Source organism: Chryseobacterium tructae, assembly GCF_030409875.1.
Taxonomy (GTDB): domain Bacteria; phylum Bacteroidota; class Bacteroidia; order Flavobacteriales; family Weeksellaceae; genus Chryseobacterium; species Chryseobacterium tructae.
Map to the genome: position 1 here is coordinate 4,210,632 of NZ_JAUFQR010000001.1, position 20,306 is coordinate 4,230,937.

General features: G+C 34.2%; 24 protein-coding genes and 1 pseudogene. 11 read left to right on the forward strand and 14 right to left on the reverse strand.

Going from position 1 to position 20,306, the window contains the following annotated elements; translation table 11 throughout:
• Positions 1-29: 29 nt before the first annotated feature.
• The 5 genes and pseudogenes from QWZ06_RS20840 (at position 30) to QWZ06_RS20855 (ending at position 2,992) form a co-directional block, all read left to right on the forward strand.
• The gene (locus QWZ06_RS20840; protein WP_290300932.1) at positions 30-857 is read left to right on the forward strand and encodes an NHL repeat-containing protein; all 828 of its coding nucleotides are present in this window, start codon (positions 30-32) and stop codon (positions 855-857) included.
• A gap of 8 nt (positions 858-865) precedes the next feature.
• Positions 866-913 (forward strand): annotated as a pseudogene (locus tag QWZ06_RS28320) (hypothetical protein); the annotation flags it as partial.
• A 189-nt stretch (positions 914-1,102) separates the two neighbouring features.
• Entirely contained in the window at positions 1,103-1,423 is a 321-nt protein-coding gene (locus QWZ06_RS20845; RefSeq protein WP_290301395.1) for a T9SS type A sorting domain-containing protein, read from the forward strand.
• Between the two features lie 222 nt (positions 1,424-1,645).
• Complete coding sequence (locus tag QWZ06_RS20850; RefSeq protein ID WP_290300933.1) at positions 1,646-2,113, forward strand: OsmC family protein; 468 nt, start codon at positions 1,646-1,648, stop codon at positions 2,111-2,113.
• Positions 2,114-2,341: 228 nt separating this feature from the next.
• On the forward strand, positions 2,342-2,992 hold the full coding sequence (locus tag QWZ06_RS20855) for a response regulator transcription factor (RefSeq protein WP_290300934.1): 651 nt from the start codon (positions 2,342-2,344) through the stop codon (positions 2,990-2,992).
• Between the two features lie 146 nt (positions 2,993-3,138).
• On the opposite strand, the gene QWZ06_RS20860 is transcribed toward QWZ06_RS20855, so the two are convergent.
• The 7 genes from QWZ06_RS20860 to QWZ06_RS20890 form a co-directional block, all read right to left on the reverse strand.
• On the reverse strand, positions 3,139-4,365 hold the full coding sequence (locus QWZ06_RS20860) for a hypothetical protein (protein WP_290300935.1): 1,227 nt from the start codon (positions 4,363-4,365) through the stop codon (positions 3,139-3,141).
• Positions 4,341-4,649 (reverse strand): carboxypeptidase regulatory-like domain-containing protein, encoded by a 309-nt coding sequence (locus tag QWZ06_RS20865; RefSeq protein ID WP_290300936.1) that lies wholly within the window; start codon positions 4,647-4,649, stop codon positions 4,341-4,343. The genes QWZ06_RS20860 and QWZ06_RS20865 overlap by 25 nt, the downstream gene beginning before the upstream one ends.
• 11 nt (positions 4,650-4,660) lie before the next feature.
• On the reverse strand, positions 4,661-6,025 hold the full coding sequence (locus QWZ06_RS20870) for a CsgG/HfaB family protein (RefSeq protein ID WP_290300937.1): 1,365 nt from the start codon (positions 6,023-6,025) through the stop codon (positions 4,661-4,663).
• 25 nt (positions 6,026-6,050) lie between these two features.
• Positions 6,051-6,461, reverse strand: a complete 411-nt coding sequence (locus QWZ06_RS20875; RefSeq protein ID WP_290300938.1) for a curli production assembly/transport component CsgF — start codon at positions 6,459-6,461, stop codon at positions 6,051-6,053.
• A gap of 11 nt (positions 6,462-6,472) precedes the next feature.
• Positions 6,473-7,207, reverse strand: coding sequence for a CsgE family curli-type amyloid fiber assembly protein (locus tag QWZ06_RS20880; protein WP_290300939.1), 735 nt, complete (start codon positions 7,205-7,207; stop codon positions 6,473-6,475).
• Between the two features lie 7 nt (positions 7,208-7,214).
• Positions 7,215-7,577 carry a hypothetical protein gene (locus tag QWZ06_RS20885; protein WP_290300940.1) on the reverse strand — a complete coding sequence of 121 codons (363 nt, stop codon included), beginning with the start codon at positions 7,575-7,577 and terminating at the stop codon, positions 7,215-7,217.
• A gap of 210 nt (positions 7,578-7,787) precedes the next feature.
• Positions 7,788-8,606: a hypothetical protein gene (locus tag QWZ06_RS20890; RefSeq protein WP_290300941.1), complete on the reverse strand. Its 819-nt coding sequence runs from the start codon at positions 8,604-8,606 to the stop codon at positions 7,788-7,790.
• A gap of 393 nt (positions 8,607-8,999) precedes the next feature.
• On the opposite strand from QWZ06_RS20890, the gene QWZ06_RS20895 reads away from it, so the two are divergent.
• The 5 genes from QWZ06_RS20895 to QWZ06_RS20915 all read left to right on the forward strand — a co-directional run bounded on the left by QWZ06_RS20895 (position 9,000) and on the right by QWZ06_RS20915 (position 13,908).
• Complete coding sequence (locus QWZ06_RS20895) at positions 9,000-9,629, forward strand: NUDIX hydrolase (protein WP_290300942.1); 630 nt, start codon at positions 9,000-9,002, stop codon at positions 9,627-9,629.
• A gap of 27 nt (positions 9,630-9,656) precedes the next feature.
• The gene (locus QWZ06_RS20900; RefSeq protein WP_068939518.1) at positions 9,657-10,463 is read left to right on the forward strand and encodes a lysophospholipid acyltransferase family protein; all 807 of its coding nucleotides are present in this window, start codon (positions 9,657-9,659) and stop codon (positions 10,461-10,463) included.
• Between the two features lie 5 nt (positions 10,464-10,468).
• A complete protein-coding gene (locus QWZ06_RS20905; protein WP_290300943.1) occupies positions 10,469-10,906 on the forward strand; it encodes a hypothetical protein in 438 nt (145 codons plus the stop codon).
• Between the two features lie 6 nt (positions 10,907-10,912).
• Entirely contained in the window at positions 10,913-12,250 is a 1,338-nt protein-coding gene (locus tag QWZ06_RS20910; protein ID WP_290300944.1) for a UDP-N-acetylmuramate--L-alanine ligase, read from the forward strand.
• Positions 12,251-12,441: 191 nt separating this feature from the next.
• Entirely contained in the window at positions 12,442-13,908 is a 1,467-nt protein-coding gene (locus tag QWZ06_RS20915; RefSeq protein WP_290300945.1) for a tetratricopeptide repeat protein, read from the forward strand.
• Between the two features lie 66 nt (positions 13,909-13,974).
• Here QWZ06_RS20915 and QWZ06_RS20920 read toward each other — a convergent pair whose 3' ends face one another.
• From QWZ06_RS20920 to QWZ06_RS20935, 4 genes are all read right to left on the reverse strand, one after another.
• Complete coding sequence (locus tag QWZ06_RS20920; RefSeq protein ID WP_290300946.1) at positions 13,975-14,424, reverse strand: lipocalin family protein; 450 nt, start codon at positions 14,422-14,424, stop codon at positions 13,975-13,977.
• Positions 14,425-14,473: 49 nt separating this feature from the next.
• Positions 14,474-14,902, reverse strand: a complete 429-nt coding sequence (locus QWZ06_RS20925; protein WP_290300947.1) for an NAD(P)H-dependent flavin oxidoreductase — start codon at positions 14,900-14,902, stop codon at positions 14,474-14,476.
• Entirely contained in the window at positions 14,899-15,534 is a 636-nt protein-coding gene (locus QWZ06_RS20930) for an NAD(P)H-dependent flavin oxidoreductase (protein ID WP_290300948.1), read from the reverse strand. Before QWZ06_RS20930 ends, QWZ06_RS20925 begins: the two co-directional genes overlap by 4 nt.
• Before the next feature lie 168 nt (positions 15,535-15,702).
• Positions 15,703-16,578, reverse strand: coding sequence for an aldo/keto reductase (locus QWZ06_RS20935; protein WP_290300949.1), 876 nt, complete (start codon positions 16,576-16,578; stop codon positions 15,703-15,705).
• Positions 16,579-17,117: 539 nt separating this feature from the next.
• On the opposite strand from QWZ06_RS20935, the gene QWZ06_RS20940 reads away from it, so the two are divergent.
• Positions 17,118-17,582 carry a GNAT family N-acetyltransferase gene (locus QWZ06_RS20940; RefSeq protein ID WP_290300950.1) on the forward strand — a complete coding sequence of 155 codons (465 nt, stop codon included), beginning with the start codon at positions 17,118-17,120 and terminating at the stop codon, positions 17,580-17,582.
• Here the strand turns inward: QWZ06_RS20940 and QWZ06_RS20945 are convergent.
• The 3 genes from QWZ06_RS20945 to QWZ06_RS20955 all read right to left on the reverse strand — a co-directional run bounded on the left by QWZ06_RS20945 (position 17,574) and on the right by QWZ06_RS20955 (position 20,129).
• Positions 17,574-18,080, reverse strand: coding sequence for a GNAT family N-acetyltransferase (locus QWZ06_RS20945; RefSeq protein ID WP_290300951.1), 507 nt, complete (start codon positions 18,078-18,080; stop codon positions 17,574-17,576). The two genes, QWZ06_RS20940 and QWZ06_RS20945, sit on opposite strands and share 9 nt — an antisense overlap.
• A gap of 9 nt (positions 18,081-18,089) precedes the next feature.
• Entirely contained in the window at positions 18,090-18,992 is a 903-nt protein-coding gene (locus QWZ06_RS20950) for a LysR family transcriptional regulator (RefSeq protein WP_290300952.1), read from the reverse strand.
• Positions 18,993-19,193: 201 nt separating this feature from the next.
• Positions 19,194-20,129, reverse strand: a complete 936-nt coding sequence (locus tag QWZ06_RS20955) for an alpha/beta fold hydrolase (protein ID WP_290300953.1) — start codon at positions 20,127-20,129, stop codon at positions 19,194-19,196.
• Between the last annotated feature and the right edge of the window lie 177 nt (positions 20,130-20,306).

Here is a 20,306-nt window from a genome sequence, read left to right on the forward strand (position 1 = left end):
AAAGGTATTATTAAACTCAAAAAAATCAAATGACAAAAAATTTATTTATCGCACTGCTTTTTGTAGTACAAACAGCTTTTGCACAGATCATTTCCAAGGATCCGAATTTTGCCACCAGTGGAATATATACAATGCCCGGAAATCTCACTTGGTCAATGGTTCAAAATCCCAATGGGGAAATTTACTTTACTCATAATACAAATACATATCCTGGTCTCAATGTTACCGAATCTTATGTATCAAAGCTTACAGCCAATGGGATACCAGATACAACTTTTGGAGTTAACGGACACTTACAATTACCTCACAACAGTTACTTAAACGAAGGGAAACTACAATCAGATGGGAAATTGATCATTTTTGGTTTTATCAATACAGAATCAGTGGCAATATCCAGAATACTTCCAAACGGTCAACCAGATCCTACTTTTGGAACCAATGGTACTGTAGTAGTTCCTGACCTAGTTCCTGATCAGAATTACGCTTCGTATGGAATCCTTATACAAAATGATAAAATACTTGTTCATTCGATCAAATACATTCAAAACATTCAGAATAGGCATGTCATTTTCAGACTTAATTCTGATGGCAGCTTGGATCACACTTTTGGTGACAATGGTTATGCGTCTACACAAGGAACTCCTCCCGGCAGGACATTTGTAAGAATGGACTATCAATCTAATATTATTTGTTTTAGTAGTAATGGTGGGTTTATTCAAAAATTTAACTCAAATGGATTACCTGTAACAAACTTTGGAAATAATGGTGTTATATCGTTGCTTGATACAAATGGCTATGGTTATGGAAGTACTAATACTGTACTGGTAGATACCAATAATAAAATTCTTTCTCATTAGCTTCAGAGGATAAAATTATAAGAATCAATCAAGACGGAACAATTGATAATACATTTAATTATAGTTCGAATGCGAATTCTGGCTTAAATGGAGGCTCATGGGTTCAATGTATTGTTGAAAAAGGAGGTTCTTACTATATTGGAGGAGCAGGCAATTCCAATAATTTAATTTCTAAACTTACTCAAAGTGGTTCAGTAGATCCTCTTTTTAGTAATTATTTACAAACAGATTCTGATGTGGAGGAAATGATCATCAATAATGGTAATATTATTGTAAGAGGAAACGGACATATTGTAAAATATCTGCTTAGCAATGGTACTTTATCAACGGTAGATACAAAAAAAGAAGACCAAAGTATTTCTTTTGAAAACCCTATCCAGCAACAGCTTGTTTACCAATCAAAGGATAAAGTGAGCAAAATTGTCATCTATTCTCCTGATGGAAGAATTATAAAAACCGTAAAGGATTCCAGGACTTCTGTTTCAGATTTATCTAAAGGCTCTTATGTGGTTAAAGTTACTTTTGAAAATGGAAATAGTATCAGTAAGAAACTTATTAAAAATTAATTCAATACAAACCTCTGGCTTTACCAGAGGTTTTTTTGTTACCTTAGTCTAAAGAAGAAGACATGCTACCCCTTTTAAGTTTTGGCTAAAGCCATTGGATTTATTTTATATATTTTAAGGTGGGCTAGAGCCCACCTCTATTGATGTTAATACGTGTATGGATAATAGATTTTTAATGACAAGATCTTTTATCTTTTATCTTTTATCTTTTATCTTTAAATTATGAAAAACCACCACTACAAAACCACGATTCAATGGACAGGAAATAAAGGAACCGGAACCAGTGGCTATAGAGATTACGAAAGAAGCCATACCATTTCGGTAGAAAACAAAGCGATTATTGAAGGTTCATCTGATCCGGCATTCCGGGGAGATCAAACCAAACACAATCCCGAAGATATGTTTCTCTCTTCTCTTTCGTCTTGTCACATGCTTTGGTATCTTCATTTTTGTTCTGAAGCGGGGATTATTGTAATAGATTACATTGATGAAGCTATTGGGATTATGGCGGAAACAGCTACTGGAAGTGGTCATTTTACAGAAGTTACTCTACATCCTACCGTTACAGTTGCTGAGGAATCAATGATTGAAAAAGCAAAACAGCTCCATCATAAAGCGAATGAATTTTGTTTCATTGCCAATTCCGTTAATTTTCCTGTAAAACATATCCCTACTGTGTTAATTAAATAATAAAAAAATATTTTTTTTAATTCTTATAAAACACCAATAAAACTCGCAATCCAGCAACAATAACTCTAAAATAACACGTCAAAATTCAAACAAAAGAGATTTATTTATTAAATAATCAATAAAAATAATATTTTATTAAAGAATAATCATAATTAAAGTCAAAATATTCATCATTTTTATTTAAAACATAAAGTTTTTTTCATACATTTATATAAACAAAAACTAATTATGATGAAACCAAGATTAACTATTTTTGATGAACCGATGTTATATACAGAAGGCTTATCAAAATTACTAATGCAGAGCAAAATTTTTAATACAATAGACATCTGTAATTCCTTAGAAACTCTCTCTAAACATTTAAAAGATGAACCCCCTGAAATTCTCGTCATGAGTTCTAATATGCTCATGCTTACTGAACTGAGTAAATCTGTAGAAAACATTATTTCAGAGTACAACACTATCAAAATTATCATCATTGGCAATTGTTATGATGTAATCGATATTCGAAAACTATTCAACAAAGGCATCAAAAGTTATCTTGATAAGACCTGTAGATATAATGAATTTCTAAAATCCATTAATGCATTACTATTGAATGAGATTTATATTTGTGATCAAGCAAAAGAAAGAATGATAAGTTTCATCAGTAGCGAACAAGGGAAACAAAATTTTCATATCAGAGATCCACTTACCCGCCGCGAAATGGAAATTTTGAAACATATATGTGATGGATTCAGCAGCAAAGATATTTCTGAAAAGCTATTTATCAGTATCAATACGGTAGAAACACACAGAAAAAGAATTCTTTTGAAACTCAATGTAAAAAACATAGCAGGTGTTGTAAAATATGCTATTGAAAATCATATCATCGACTGAGGAAGAAACCATCAAATAATAAAAATTCCGGATCCTATGATCCGGAATTTTTTGTTCCTATTCATTATATTTAGAATGATAATAAGACCAGAGATCAAGAGTCAGAAACTTTTTACTTCTAAGACTTAAATCATCTTTGTCTTTCTTTACTCGTAATCCGGCATTTCAGCATTGCTGAAAAGTGCAGCTCTTGAAAGGTCTGTCAGGTTACTATTCAAATCTATAACCATTACATTTCTTTGAGAAATATTATCATTGGAGGTATTCATAAAGATGACCTGTGCATTATTAGGTGAGAATCTTGGATCCAGATCATTGGTTCCCATTGCCTTTTCGCTTGCTTCAGAAATATCACTCATATTATTATTTGTAAGATTGTAAATAAAGATATGGGAATCCAGCTGGCGATAATTACCACTTCCATCCTGATATCCTGATATATCACGGGTAAACATAAGAAGTTGTCCGTCTACTGAGAAATTAAGACCTCCACTCGCTCCTGCAGAGCCTGATAATACTGTTTTAAGAATATTCCCCATCATATCAATGACATATATATTTGTATTATAGCCATTGTAATCATTGGTTTTTATGGCAATTTTACTGCCGTCGTAGCTCCAGTCACATTCTGAGATCATACTTCCGTCCGGAGTTGTATATACCAGAGACAGTCCACTACCATCTTTATTGATCCTATACAACTTATTAAAATTTGAATAAATAATTTCCTTACCATTGGTACTCCAGGCAAAATCCATTTCATAATTATTAAAACCTGCTACGGGAACGGTGGTGACTTTAAACGGGTTAGAACCATCAGGATTTGCAGTATAAAGATGGGTACTTCCACCTTCAGTTCTAAGAAATGCGATGAGACCTGCATTATTATTCATCCTTGGTCTCCAGCTGTTATAGGAAGAATCGGTAAACTGAAAACTATTGCCTTGCTGATCACTTGACATGATCACAAAATTACCGTTCAGCTTTCTTACATAATGATACCTGTTGGAAGGAACTGTATTGGTGGTAAATTTACTGATCAAACTTAAAACTGGCTGGTGAATGCCGTCCGAAACAGACACCTGCCAGAAGTAACTTACACCAAACTTCAGATTTGAAAGCGTATAATGATTAGCCGTCAAATCGTTAACCTGAATCACATTAGTGTCAAGATTATTTTTAATTGTTAAACTATATTTTAAAACATCTGCTGTATCCGGATCTGTTGCACTCCAGGTTAATTCAACACTCAATGGTTGATTTACCGCGTTATCTATCGGACTTAAGAGCTGCGGTGTTGTAGGCGGAGAATTCAGAGAGGTATCATCACTCATTTCAAACACGACTGTTACCAGCTGATTCTGGCTCTGCATGTTGACAGACTGAAAGCTTGTAATATATCCTGAAAGTTCTGCTTTACAGAATAATTACCTACCGGCATAGCCGTAATTTCAAAAGAGCCGTCAGCACCACTGAAAACCGTTTGGGTTGTAGGGGTTGTAAATATCTTTACATTAGCCAGCGGTACATTACTCCCTCTTTTTACTACTTTTCCTTTTAAAGTTCCTGTTTGAGCCTGTTCTACAAGGTCTTCATTACATGAAAACAGACAAAAAGTAAGGATGAATATGCTGAGTATTTTGATTAAAGTTTTCATAATTCGTGTTTTTATTTGTTTCCAATGTAAAAATTGATTCCTAATGCAAAGCGCAGCGCCTGATCTTTTCGTTTTCCATTGATTAATCCTTCCCAATCATCTTTAAATCCAAGATCATATTGAGCAGAAGCTCTCAGTGAGAAGTTATGACCAACCATATATTCAAGGCCGCCTCCGACTTGTCCTTTATACTGAGGGCTATATTTGGAATACATCGCTCCTACCCCGCCATAAATGTATGGGCTGAATCTATATTTTGGAAAAAGCAGATATTCGAGGTTAACTTCAGGGCCGAAGAAATTTCGTTTCACAATATTTTCATTCTCAAGAGTAAAATAGCTTCCGTTGATCTCAACGTTAAAATTAGGAGTGAGGAAATATTTGATTCCTACCTTTCCGCCGATATTCATTTTAGGGTTTACATAATCATCTTTTACTTTCTGTGCTTCTACATTCGCAAATACGGAAACTTTTTGTCGGTAATTTTCGGGATATCTGTTTCCAATTGCCCTTCCGTTATTATTTTCCTGTTCTTTATGGTATTCATTGATCAACGCTTGATAACTTGTTGTGTCATCAATTGCTTTTCCCCATATTTTATCCTGAATACCTTCTACGATAAGTGATTTTACAGCTTTTTCAATAGCTTCGGTTACGGCTAACTGAACGGGTTCGTTTTGGGTAAGCCCTACCTCAGCTTCCAGAAGTCTTTCTGTATCTATATATCTGAAAAAGCTACCATTAATACTGGTTGAAAGAATGGTTTTGGAAGTATAAACCGTTTTAAGAATTTCTCCATTGAGAGTGGAAACAGCACGCAGATAAATAGTAATTCTATCTTGTCGATATTGTGTGGAAGCGCCAATGCCAAAATAACGGGCACCAAGGCCTCCGGTCAAAATATTACTGTCATAAGAAATAACTCCTCCTTCCAGAAGAATTCCGGCATATAGAAGTGGAGGAAGTGATTGAGATGTTTTATCCGCATCTTTTATATATTCCTGACGGGTAGATCTGATAATCTGTCTTTCATTAAGCAGATTAGCAATGTTTTCTCTTTCGATAGGGATAAACCAGCGGCTATCTTCAAGTGCTTTAATAAGAATCGTTGTGGTACCCTGGGGAACCGCCGTGCTCCAATTATTCCCATTTTCAGAAGGTTTATACTGGCCTGTTTGGTCTCTGAATTTATAAACTCCTATCACTATTTTTTCTTTAGGCAGCGGGAGTTTCTTCAATTCTTCTGTGGAAGAAGTGACTTCTCCCATCGTTGGCTTTTCAGGATCTGAGGGTAAACCAAAGATCGAACTACAAGCCTGTAAAACACATAGCAGAAAACTACAGAAAAAAATTCTGGTGTAAGTGTAAGTTCTCATGATAAGTTTGGTTTTAAATTTTTTTTTATTTTGGAATGACGATCTCGGACTGATCACCTGTACTGGTATCCAAAATATTGATTAAAAGTCCCTGATTGGTATTGGTAACCTGTAGGTACAATGACCCGAAAAGGTAGTTACCTGGTTGTATCTTTCCATCACCAAACTGCTCATCAAAGAGTTTCCTTGAAAGCTCACTGAGAATTTGCCTATTGAGGCTCTGAGTAAAACTATCAAGGGAATTCACTTTATCAAGCAGATTGCTGTAATCATTTTTTTGATCAAACTGATTCTGTGCATTCGCTGAGCTTAGAAGCCATTGGTAATTAAAAGTATCACCTCCAAATGCAGGATTTATAGGCTTATAAACAAGTTGTTGAGATTTTCCTGAGAAAATACCCGCAACAAAAATTAAAAGAATAATAAAAGTTTTCATGGCGGACGTTTTTAGTAGATAAATTCATTTTTTATGAGATTTTTCTTTGCTGTAAATTCTTTGATATATTTTAAACTATAGGCTAACTGTTCCTGTAAATAGTCTTCTCCAGGGTTGGTCATAAAACTGTAAATGATCTTATCATCAATCTGGATATTGATCTGACCGCTTGTTCCGCGGAGAGGAAGTTCAGAAATAGTGACGGCACTACTACTCTTGTCCGGAAGCTGACTATATTGAATGTAAAACATATCATAAAAGTCTTTCCCTACTTTGGTTTTAGTTTCGTCAATAGCAAGACCTCTTAGTTCGTAAACAGCATCGTCTTCTATTTTGGCTGTTTTCTTTTTAAAAAGATCACTATTCAATTCAAGGCTGTCCTTAGCTACTAAAGCTTTAGATTGTTCATCTTTTATGTAAAGAAAAGCTTTTAAGGCGTCTTTGGTTTCAAGATTTACGCTGATTTCAGACAACACCTTCACTTCATTCGGATTGATAGAAAACTTACCACTTTGTTGATTATTGGAAAGATTTCCACCGTTTCCTTTTTTTATCGATATTAAAAAATAATTCAACTCTTTGTAAACCGCTGTATTATTGACAACAACTGCCTTTATTTTAATCTGGTTTTCCAGTATACTGCTTTCAATTCTTGCGGTTACTTTTTTATCCTCCTGCCCATAACCCAATATCGACAGGAAGACAAAAAAAGTGACTAAACTCAGGATAGATAAGGATTTCATCATTTATGATTTAATAATTTCTCATGAAAATAGTTTTATTATCACCCTTTACATTGATCTGAATTCCATCAGAAATACTGTTGCTTCCCGTAACATCAATAATATTATTATTCCCTTGTGTCGTAATGGCCGTTTTGGAACCCTTCTCTGAAAATGAATTTATAAAATAAAGAGTATTAAAGTCTCCAAGCTGCTTTACGGTAATATATGTTCTGCTGTTAAGTGAAAGTTCTGCATTGTTATTGTCACCCATTTGAATGATATTGGAATAGCTGGTATTCTGATCTGTATACTGTTTGGTGATAAGATTGAGGATTGTATTACTGTTGACCTTATCCCAATCGATTTCCTGAGCATGCAATGGTATTATCATACAAAAAATTAAAATATTCCATCTCAAGGTAAACATGACATTCGTGTTTTATTTAAATTAAAGATACATTCATCGTCAATGGAGGAAAACACACCCGGTAGTCATCAATATAGACTATGATTTCCTGGTATATTACATCTTTAGGTAAAAAAGGAGAAACCAACCTGTAGCTTCTCCTTCTACTTTAAAGATTACAGTATTTAAAAGGGCTTAATTTGACTGATTCACAATCATAGAGTTTCCGTTACCTATCTGAGTACCAAGGTGAACATGAGCATCACCTGTTTGAGTTACCCCAGTGAAGTTACCATTACCCGCTTGAAGATCAATAGCTGTATTAGAGTTCCCCAATTGTGCTTGGTATAATTGGTTTCCACTACCAACCTGTACTCCCATACTTGTATTATCATTACCAATCTGAGCTGCAACAGCAATATTACTACTACCTACCTGTACATTACTGGCGCTGTTATCATTACCATCTTGATATTGAATAAGCAGGTTATCAGCTCCTATCTGAAGTCCACTAGCTTCGTTTCGTCTTCCTGCCTGAACCTGATAAGCGGCATTACCACTTCCTAACTGAACAGCTGAAGCTACGTTTCTTCTTCCATCCTGATATTGAACTACCGAGTTACCTACACCTAACTGCATAGAAGAAGCATCATTTCGTCTTCCGATCTGAGTTTGCTCAGTTGAATTAAACAGACCCACTTGCCATGTTGAAGCTTCATTTCTATTTCCTATCTGGGTTACCGTGTTTACGTTCCCAATACCTATTTGATCTACATCAACGGAGTTTCTGTTTCCGGTACTTATTGCAGTATTTCTATTAAAAATACCTACCTGATCAATATCTGCTGTGTTACGATTTCCATTCTGTGTCAAAGAATTAATGTTCAAAAGACCAGTTTGGTCTACTGTTGCAACGTTCAAGTTTCCTGTTTGGGTAGTCACATCAATATTAGATTGAGCAAACCCGAAACTCATGGCGATTAGTGTCAATACACCTGTAAGTAAATTTTTCATTTTAGTAAAAATTAATTGGTTAATAGTGAGACAAAGGTATATGCTATATCAAAGTGAAAAACCACCATCACAGTGTAAATTTTAAAAGTCACTGTTTACCATTCCTAAACTCACTGTTTTTGGGATTGATTGTGTCACGGATTTCAGTTACGTAGAAATACGGTATCTGGAATATGAATGGTGAATAATCAATTCGCTTCACTTGTCAATTTTATAAGGAATGGTTATTCACTATTGGAGTTTAAAGTTCAAAATTTAATATTGTCGGTTGAAGTCACAGTCAACAGACATTCATCATTCACTTGTAAAGCAAAATTCACTATTACCCTTCCCTATTGGTTAATTAATGTTAAGGCCTTTATTTCTTCAGGAATATATTGTTAAATTTGAGCTATGGAAAATTTTGGAAAAGATTTATTACGGAAAATAAAAAGTATAGAACTTCCCGGTGCACCTGCCCATGGAGTGTTCTCTCCTCCCTCGCGTCCCGTTTTTACATATGATGAAGTGCTGGCTAAAAACCCAAAGTTTGCAGCCGTCAACATTGTATTGTATCTGAAGGATAATGAATGGTATTTTCCTTTGATCCAAAGAACCATCAATGAACATGACAGACACAGTGGACAGATCTCATTACCTGGTGGAAAGCGTGAAGAAATGGATCAGGATTTTGCAGAAACTGCCATTCGTGAAACTTCCGAAGAAATTGGAATAGATAAACATTATGTGAGAATTATCAGAGAAATGTCACCAATCTACATTCCGCCAAGTAATTTCTATGTTTATCCTTATATTTCATATACTAAAAAGAATCCTCTCTTCGTTCTTCAGCAGAGTGAAGCCGTGGAGACGATTGAGTTTCCAATCACTTCATTTTTAAACCTGTCTGATACCCCCGAGATCATGGCGCTTCCAAGTGCCGGCGGAAATGAAGTTCCGGTCATCAATTTCAATGGATATATTATCTGGGGTGCTACAGCAATGATATTAAGTGAATTCAGCCAGTTGCTGAAAAAAATGTAACTTTGCACAACCGTGTTTAATTGAAAAATGGCGAAGAAAAATATTTTCACCGATGCATTCGGAACACCTTATTTTTTAAAAAGGTTTATTATTTTTATTTTAGGAGTTGTATCATACAGAAGATTCAATGGCTTTAATAAGTTAAAAATAACCGGAACAGAGCACCTTGTGGATCTTCCGGACTCCAATGTATTGTTTGTATCTAACCATCAAACTTATTTTGCGGATGTAGCTGCAATGTATCATGCATTCTGTGCCGTAAACAATGGGTATTTAAATACGATTAAAAACCCGATCTATCTGTTGAATCCAAAGATCGATTTTTACTATGTAGCAGCAGAAGAAACCATGAATAAAGGTATTCTTCCTAAAATTTTTAAAATTGCAGGAGCTGTAACGGTAAAAAGAACCTGGAGAGCAGAAGGAAAAAATGTCAACAGAATGGTAGACATGAGCGAGGTAGACAATATTATGAAAGCTTTGGATAATGGCTGGGTAGCGACCTTCCCACAAGGAACAACTTCTGCCTTTGCCCAAGGACGAAGAGGTACTGCTAAACTCGTGAAGAACCAGCGCCCTATTGTTATCCCTATCAAAATCAATGGATTTAGAAGAGCTTTTGATAAAAAAGGACTCCGTGTAAAAGTAACCGGTGTAAAACCTACCATGGAATTTAAGGCTCCTCTGGATATCGATTATGATAATGAAAAAGCACCAGAAATTTTATTGAAGATCATGACTGCTATTGAGCAGACTGAAGACTTCAATCTACTACACAATTATGATGAAGAACTTAAAGCTAAAAAATTAGAACAAAAGGACTCAAATAATTAAAAATTATGAACAGAATAATCGGAATTTTATTCGCTATCATAGTATTAGTTTCGTGCAACAGCCAAAAAGTATATTCTGATTTTGATATCAGTTATTCGAAAAGTGGCGGCTTTGCTCCTGTATATGAAAATCTGCTAATCAAAGGAAATAATGTACATTACTCTTTTGAAGGCCAAGGAAAAAAATACAAACAAGATTTTAAAATTTCAAATGAAGATCTGAAGAAACTGGATCAGGTTCTTTCTCAGAATAATTTCAGAAGAATACAGGAAGATCGTAAAAAATTGTACGATAATATCTCGACTTCGATCAATATTAAGAAAGGGCCTAATGAAGGCAGCAAGACAGATGCCAGTATGATCATTCCCAATTATCAGACTAACTGGAATAACATCCTTGAAGCTTTTCAGCAGATCATTAATACTAATATTAAAAAACAGTAAATACAATTGAAAACCCACTTCATTGCCATTGGCGGAAGCGCCATGCACAATCTAGCCATTGCATTAAAAGATAAAGGATATCAGGTTACCGGTTCAGATGATGCTATTTTTGAACCCTCTAAATCCAGATTGGAGAAAAAGGGAATATTACCTCAGGAAATGGGTTGGTTTCCGGAAAAAATCACCTCAGATATTGATGCTGTGATTCTCGGAATGCATGCTCACCAGGACAATCCTGAATTGGCAAAGGCAAAAGAATTAGGGTTAAAAATATATTCTTACCCTGAGTTCCTATATGAACAGTCTAAGAATAAAACCAGAGTAGTTATTGCCGGATCTCACGGAAAAACAACCATTACTTCTATGATCCTTCATGTTCTGAATTTCCATCAGAAAGATGTAGACTTTATGGTAGGGGCACAATTGGAAGGTTTCGACTGTATGGTAAAGCTTACTCAGGATAATGACTTTATGGTATTGGAAGGTGATGAATACCTTTCCTCTCCTATTGACCTGCGTTCAAAATTTTTATTATATCAACCTAATATTGCTTTAATGAGCGGTATTGCATGGGATCATATCAACGTTTTCAAAACTTTTGATGACTATATCGATCAATTCAGAAAGTTTGTTGCAAGCATTACAGCTGGCGGGGTTTTGGTATATAATGAAGAAGATCCGGAAGTAGTGAAAGTAGTAGAAAACGCTGAAAATTACTTCAGAAAGATTCCTTATAAAACGCCTGATTATGAGATCAGCAACGGAAAAGTGTATTTAAAAACAGAAATGGGAGATGTTCCTCTTTCTGTGTTTGGAGCACACAACCTACTGAATATGGAAGGAGCGAGACATATTTGTCAGCAACTTGGGATTATGGATGAAGACTTCTATGAGGCAATTATGAGCTTCAAAGGAGCTTCAAAACGTCTTGAAAAGGTAGAAAGAGAAGACAAGGGAACATTATATAAAGACTTTGCCCATGCGCCAAGTAAGGTAAAAGCTGCGGTAAAAGCATTCAAGGAACAATTTAAAAACGAAAAAAAATACGGTTTCCTTGAACTCCATACTTATTCTAGCTTAAATCCTGCTTTTTTGGAGCAGTATGACCACGCTATGGACGGATTGGATGAAGCCATCGTTTTCTATTCTGAAGATGCTTTAAAAATTAAAAGAATGGAACCTATTTCTCCCGAGTTTATTAAAGAAAAATTCAAGAATGATCATCTAAGGGTTTTCACCAATGCTGAAGACCTTCATGCTTACTGGAATACTTTGGATAAAACAGACGGGGTTTACCTCATGATGAGTTCAGGAAACTTTGGCGGATTGGATCTGACAAAATAATTCAAGTTGAAATATAGAATTAAAACTCCTTTCAGTGATACTGGAAGGAGTTTTTTATATTATAGTCATTCCATAATAGTATTTGAAAACAAATTTCCTGTCCCTAAATAATTTTAGTATCTTTCATTTAGTATTTAATCCATCATTTATAGCATTTTTAAGTAAATTTTCAAGTCACTATTTTACAAACTATGATTAAGCTGTTCACCGACATATTCTTATTCCTTTCTTCAAAAAAAATATTTCTTTCAGTTACTTTTTTATTATTTATCTCTTGTAATCAGATTACTAAAAAGGATGAAAATAGAAATTTTGACTTGTCTTTATTGGAAGAGAACAACAAATTGCGTAATGCAGGGGATTATAAAGCAATTTTCCAGCTTAATAAAAAATATTATAAGCAAGCAGAGAATATTGGATACAAAGACGGGCTTGCCCATTGTCTTATTAATTTTGCTGTTGCTGATATAAGTTCAGGCAATTATAAAAATGGGATCTTCTTTTTAGAACGGGCCGAAAAATTACTCTCAAAATCAGACAATATCCCATTGAAAGCTTTACTCTATAATGAATTGGCTTCATTAAACAATGTAATGGGTCTCACAGATAATGCAGAAACGTATAGCAAAAAATCTATTTTCTATACGGAAAAATCTAATATGGAAGACCAGAAAGGCTATTCTTTGGGGAAAATATACATCTCTAGAGCCGCCCTGCTAGATACACAAAAAAAATATGATTCTGCTGTAATTTACTATCACAAAGCCATCAAGGTAGCCCCTTTTGCTCTTTCAGAAATTATTCTTGCACAGCATTATTTATCTTACAATAAGAACATGGATTCTGCCCGTGTTTATGTAAATAATGCTATGAAAATGGTTTCACAGGAAAAACAGTTAGGCGCCCAGCAAATAGGCGTTTACATAATAGCTGGAGATTTTTATATGGAAACCAAAGAATATCCAAAAGCAGAAACGACTTATAAAGCTGCTTTGCAAGCAATGGATGCTACCAAAAACATGTATTCTGAATATCTGAATTATATTTATCAAAAACTTGCAGAGCTCTATAAAACAAACGGAAACACAAAAGAGGAATACTTTTATCTGAATCAATACAACAAAACAAAAAAAGACTTTGATAAGAAAAAAGAAGGCGCAATAAATCTTCTCGCCAATAAATTTATTGCTGATCTTAAAAGCGAAGACAAAGAAAATCAGAAAAGAAACTATATTTATTGGTGTTTAGGAGGTATTTTACTTATTTTCTCCGGTCTATATGCATTTTGGAAAATAAAAAAATTGAAAACCAATAAGGAGGCCTTGAAATCCCAGACTGAGGTATTAAAAGACAAGCTTGAAGATAAAAATACTGAAGAGCTTATTGAACTTGCCCGAAAGAATGACTCCTTTTTTATTATAAAATTCAGAGAAGTGTATCCTCACTTTATTGCAAAATTACTTACCATCAACCCTGATCTGGAAAATAGTGAACTTGTTTTTTGTGCAATGCTCAAACTCAATTTTTCTTCTAAAGAGATTGCACAAAATATGACGATACAACACACTTCTGTACAAAAAAGAAAAAGCAGAGTAAGAAAAAGATTGAATATTTCTAGCGATGTAGATATCTATGATTTTCTCAATCAATTAAAGTAACTCACCTCACAACCTGATATAAAGAAAAACTCCCTTTAGCCTGAGCCAAAGGGAGTTCTTTATTTTTTATTTAACTCTTCTGAAATATCTTATTACAACATCATTCTTTCCATCATCATCTCTATCTTCTGTATTATCTTCTGTTACCAGTTCAGTCACAGTTAGTTTAGTAACCTTATAAACTCTGTTAGAATTATTATACCATAGTTTCTTATCATTTTGGTCATAAGTATATTTGGCATTATGATAATCAGATGGAACACATACACCATCTTTATTCAACGAATATCCAACAGTATTCACTTCGGTTTTATTGTATTCAAAAATATTTTCTGATTCACAGCCTGAAGGATAAACTGCTTTTGTTTTGTTATCAGAAGTTGTATAAACATCTGCTTTATACTGATTCCATGTTCCTACGATTGGAGATACCTCTTCTTTTTTAGAATTATCATCATCACTACTACATGAGATAATTGCTGAAAATGCGGCAAGTGCCAGAAATAATTTTTTCATGATTAAAGTTTAAAAATATATTTAAGCCCCGAAGATAATACAATTTCAATTACTTCTCTTCTATTTGAAATATGAGATTTCTCAGAATTTCTTCAGTAGAAAGTTCACTATAATCATGGATAGACTGCCCAGCCCAAATACCTACAAAATCCGGATTCTGTTTAGATTTTGCTGCTTTACGAAGTCCGTTTGTTAGTTTATTCTGATAAGGATAAGGTAAAATATATTCAGAATTTTCAACAGCTTCTATATATTTGTTTCTTACTCCTCTCGCATATCTGCCTGAAAAACTCTTCGTTAATATAATCTCATCTTCTTTCACCTTTTTAAGTTTTTCCTTTTCAAAAGGCTGCATAGCACTTTCTTGGGAACATAATAAAAGATTTCCTACCTGAAATCCCTGGGCTCCCAATTCTTTTACAGCTTGTAAAGTTTTGCCACTATAAATTCCTCCTGCATAGATGAGCGGAACTTTCACATGATCATATACCTGCGATAATAAAGATAATCCTCCGATCTGCGGAACATGGTCAGGATCAAAGTCCCCCTATGACCACCCGCTTCTGTTCCCTGTACACAAATAATATCAATTCCTGATCTTTCTAAAATCAATGCTTCATTCACAGAAGTACAAGTACCAATTAATGTAACTCCATTTTCTTTTAATTTCTGAATGCTTTGATCATCCAGATTACCAAAAGTAAAACTTAAGATCTTACACTTTTCTTTAATGATTGCTTCTACCAATTCATGATAAGATCTCACTTTAAGATCTTCCAGCTCAGGAAGACTGACTTCAATATTGTTCTCTTTTGCCAGTTGTTCTAAGAACTTCCTGGTGTTCATAAACTTTTCTTTTAAAGCATCTGTTATTTCAGGAATATGATGAACAAAGATATTTACGGCAAAAGGTTTATCCGTTAGCTTTCTTGTTTCCCTGATCAGTTCAATAGATTCATCTGCTGAAAGATCAGCTAATGCCAAAGATCCCAGACAACCTGCACGAGTAGCAGCAGCAACCATTTGTACAGTACTTACGCCAAACATCGGAGCCTGAATGATAGGATATGACATTCCTAATTTTTTACTGATTGTATCTGGCCAAAACATAGAAATTATTTTAAATAAAAAGATACAAAAAAATAAGAACAGCTCACTTTCAACAGAATATGATATTGCTCACTCCTGAACAGAAAATAAAATCCCCACAGATCCCACAAATTTCACAGATCAAAATCTGCGTTATCCGTGGAATCTGTGGGAATCCTATAATTTTGATTAAATATCTGCTACAGACTTCAGCATTTTCTGCTCCCATTCCGGATCTTTCGGATCAAAGAACAATCTTTTCCCTGTATCTAAAGAACGAACAATGTTAATTTCATCCGCCGTTAATTCAAAATTAAATACGTTAAAGTTTTCTTCAATTCTTGATGGAGTAACAGATTTTGGAATAACAACAAAACCTTCTTGTAAATGCCATCTTAAAATCACCTGAGCGACTGTTTTACCATATTTTTCAGCAATTGCTTTCAGATCAGTATTATTTAAAAGATCTGCATTTCCATTTCCAAGTGGACTCCAAGGCTGTGTTACAATATTATTTTCTCTGTCATAAACCTGCAATTCTTTTTGTTGAAATACCGGATGCAGCTCAATCTGGTTGATTACCGGAAGAATCGTTGAATTAGCCTTTAGTTCTTCAAGCTTTTCAATCGTAAAGTTACAAACACCGATTGCTTTGATCTTTCCTTCCTGATACAACTCTTCCAAAGCTTTCCATGTCCCAAGGAAATCACCATATGGCCAGTGAATAAGATACATATCCAGGTAATCCATCTGCAATCTATTCAATGTTCTCTGGAATGCGCTTTTTGCTTTTTCATACCCATGATCCTGAACCCAGACTTTAGAAGTAATGAACAATTCATCTCTGTCTACTCCACTATTTTTTACTGCAGTTCCTACAGCCGTTTCATTTTGGTAAATAGCTGCGGTATCAATCATTCTATATCCCGTCTGAATAGCTTTTATGACGGCATTTTCACATTCTTTCAGGTCTTCCATCTGCCATACCCCAAAGCCTAAAGCAGGAATATCCACTCCGTTATTTAAAGTTACTACAGGTTGTCCTGCGTAGGTTTTCTTTTGCATAAATCTTTATTTTAATGATTAATATAAAGTGATTAAACAAATTTGCGATAAAAAAACGGAATCTGTACTTACCAATTTTACTGTTTTTTGTTAAAAAATGTTATTTGATGAGTGTTTGAAATAGGTTGAAAAATGCGTAGATACAAAGATTTTATCGGCGATACAATGAATTCTGCATATTTAATTGCCACAGATGCACGAATAAAATTGTATATGAACCGTCTTATCTATAAAATCTATGTTGCTATGTGGTTTAATTTTTTTGAACCACATAGCAACATAGATGATAAATGCAGATAAAATTATTCGTGCATTGGTGGCGAAATATCATCAGCATCACACTACCGAAAATCTTCGATTTTCTTGCGCCTTAAGACAACATATTATTTAAAATTATTTCCGCCTTTGCGATTTCACAACCTCCAAATACTTACCACTCTATCTATGACTGGGTTCAAGCCTCTATTTTCCTTATTTTTGTATACATTTCAAATCATTTTACAGAAAAAGATGATCCAATTATTTACATGAGTTTGTAGATGGAAGAATATACTTTTAATAAAATTGCCCAAGATTCAGAGATCCCTTATGAATTGTTACTGTTAGCTGACGAAACCGTTGAAGCTATCAATCAATACATCTTTAACTGTGATATCTATCTGTTACATGACGGAACAGAAAACATTGCCGTTATGGCTTTATATAAAAACAGTGATACTGAACTGGAGATTAAAAATATTGCCGTAATTGAGAGCTACAGAAGCAAAGGAATCGGGAGTATTTTAATGAATAAAGCCAAAGAAATTGCCCGTGATCATCATTATAAAATACTGAGCGTAGGAACTTCAGACACAGGATTTCAACAGATCAGGTTTTATGAGAAAAATGGGTTCAAGAAAACAGGGATACGCGAAGATTTTTTTATCAAAAATTACCCATCCCCGATTTATGAAAATGGTATACAAATGAGAGATATGATCATTTTAGAATATATTTTACTTTGATCTTTCAACACTGTACATTACTCCTTTCTGCCCGTTAAAATCGAATTCCTTATCAAAGGTAAGTCCCAGCTTCTGCAATACTTTTATAGAAGCTATATTTTCAGACATTGCTCTGCCTACGATCTTTTTAAGATGTAACTTATCAAACCCATACTTCAGACAACCTGCTGCACTTTCCGTAGCTAATCCTTTGTTCCAGTTCCTTTCAAAAAATCTAAACCCAATATCTGTTTCGTCTTTAAATTTATCATATTTTAATCCACACCATCCCAGAAATTCAGTGTTTGATTTATCAATAACAGCCCATCTTCCATATCCATTCTCATGATAATCTCTATAGTTTTTCAAAAAAGCCAATGCTTCTTCCACATTTTCAAAAGATGAATCGCCTGTATATTGTATTACATTTGGATTTGAATTAAGCTCATAAAAATGATCAGCATCCTCAGTCGTTAACTCTCTTAAAAAAAGTCGGTTAGTTTCCAATATATTCTTCATTACACTGATTTAATCTTTACCCATTACCTTGCGAAATAATTCTTTAATATGTTCTATTTCAGATTGATAATTGGTCTTTTTTCGACATCCGAAATATAAGGTATTTTCCAACTTTTTCTTTCCTTCCCAGATTAGCTTCACTTCTCCACTTTCAATTGCATTCTTGCATAAAAAATCCGGAACAACGGCTAATCCAGAGCCTCCTTTCAGACAACGAATGATAGAATTGAGATTAGGAACAATATAGTTCGGTCGGAAATTCGGTTTATGACCAAAGTTTAAAGTCCAGAACTGGAAAAGATGTTCCATATCTCCGGTGGTTCCGTACCATTTTTCATTCTTTAGCCACGCTTCAATCTGTTCCGCATCTTTTGTTTTTAAAACCTTTTTAAAACTCTCAGTATCTACATCTTTTCCTCCCACCAAAATAATCTGTTCGGAAGAAAATGCTTCATGTTCAATATTAGGTGAAGATCCTTTTTTGGGAGTAATGATAAGATCTAAGATTCCTTTATCCAGCTGATCCAGCATTTCAGGATATTCTCCAAAGCTGATAATCAGATTGAAAGGCAAAGAAGAAACATATTGCTCTAAAGTCGTTTGAAAAGTTTCAAAACACATTCCCACACTGATTGTTGGAGTATGCTTTTCGGTAGATTTCTGAAAATTTTTCTCTACATCTTCCAGCTTAGTAAGTGGTTCTGCTATGGCATTAAATAATACTTTCCCTCTCTCTGTAGGAATCATTTTTCTACCCGTTCTGTCGAACAATTTGTATCCAACATAGGCTTCCAGCGAACCCAAATGTAAGCTTACTCCAGGCTGTGAAATAAATAGGGCATCCGCTGCACCTGTCAATGTTCCGGTTTTATAGATCGCCTTAAAAGTACGATACCATTCTAAATTGACCATGACTTATTTATTAATATTCTGATATAAAATTACAAAATAATTATAATACTAATATCATTTTTAAAATATAACAATTCGTTATTCATTTTAATAAAAATAAGGGTTCATCTATTTTTGTTTTAATAAGATCAGAACACCATAAGAGGGAAGCTAGTTTTATATTCCCCTCTTATATCTTCAGTCTCTTTATCTGAATTCAGATTATTTTAATGTCTGAATGATGACATTCTGAAACTTTTCTGGCTCATCTTTATGAATCTGATGTCCAGATTTTTCGAATAAGAATAAGTCTTTCTCAGGTGCTTTTACTTTTTGAAAATATTCAGTTGTAATTCTGGTAGAAGTTTGAATATCGTTTTTACCCACAAAAAAATAAATAGGACATTCTACCTTTTTTAAGGTTTTTGGAAGGTCGATATTCATGACTTCATTCCATGCAGGTGACCACGTTTTTGACCACTGTAGAAAACCTTTCTTGAAATCATCACCTGTTACATACTGTTTACCATCTTTATAAAAAAGCCATTTTCTTAAATAAAATAAATCTTCATCAACTTTGAAAGGAATCTGTACACTTGCCAATTCTTTACTGGCAACAGGATCTCCTTTAAAATGATCTTTTAAAATATTGAGCAATTCTTTTTCACTTGTCAATTGACTAACAACCGGATTGACTGCAAAATAAGCATATAAAAGTTCAGGATGATTTCTAACAATATAAAAACCTAAAGCATTTCCCCAAGAGCTCCCCAAGAGATATATCTTTTCCTGCTTTAATTCTTTTCTCAAAAAATTGATAACCTGATAGGTATCTTTCCCCATAAGGTCGACTGAAGGCTGAACAGGAGAAGGATTTAATTCAAGCGTCTTTCCGGCATCTCTCTGATCCCATTGAACAATGGTAAATTTATCTTTTAAAAGAGTTGTAAAAGATTCCGCATTTTTTCGCATTGAACTTCCCGGTCCACCTGATAAAAATAAAAGTACAGGTTTATCAGAGTCATTTGTTTTAATATCAATAGCTTGTTTTATCCCGCCAATCTCAGGGGTTAAGAGGGTATCAATTTTTACTTTCTGTAATTGTGCTAAACCAAGTACGGACATGAGTAAAAAAATAAAAAGATTTGCTTTTTTCATGATTTCTAAATTTTAATTTGACATTGATTCTAATTGTCTATTGCAAATATCCTTCAGAGAATTATTAAAAAAGTATCAATAAAAATAGTCGAACTCATTTTATTGAATAAAATGAGTTCGACTATCTACAAACGGAAGTACGAATAAATACAAAGTACTATATATCAATTAAATGAA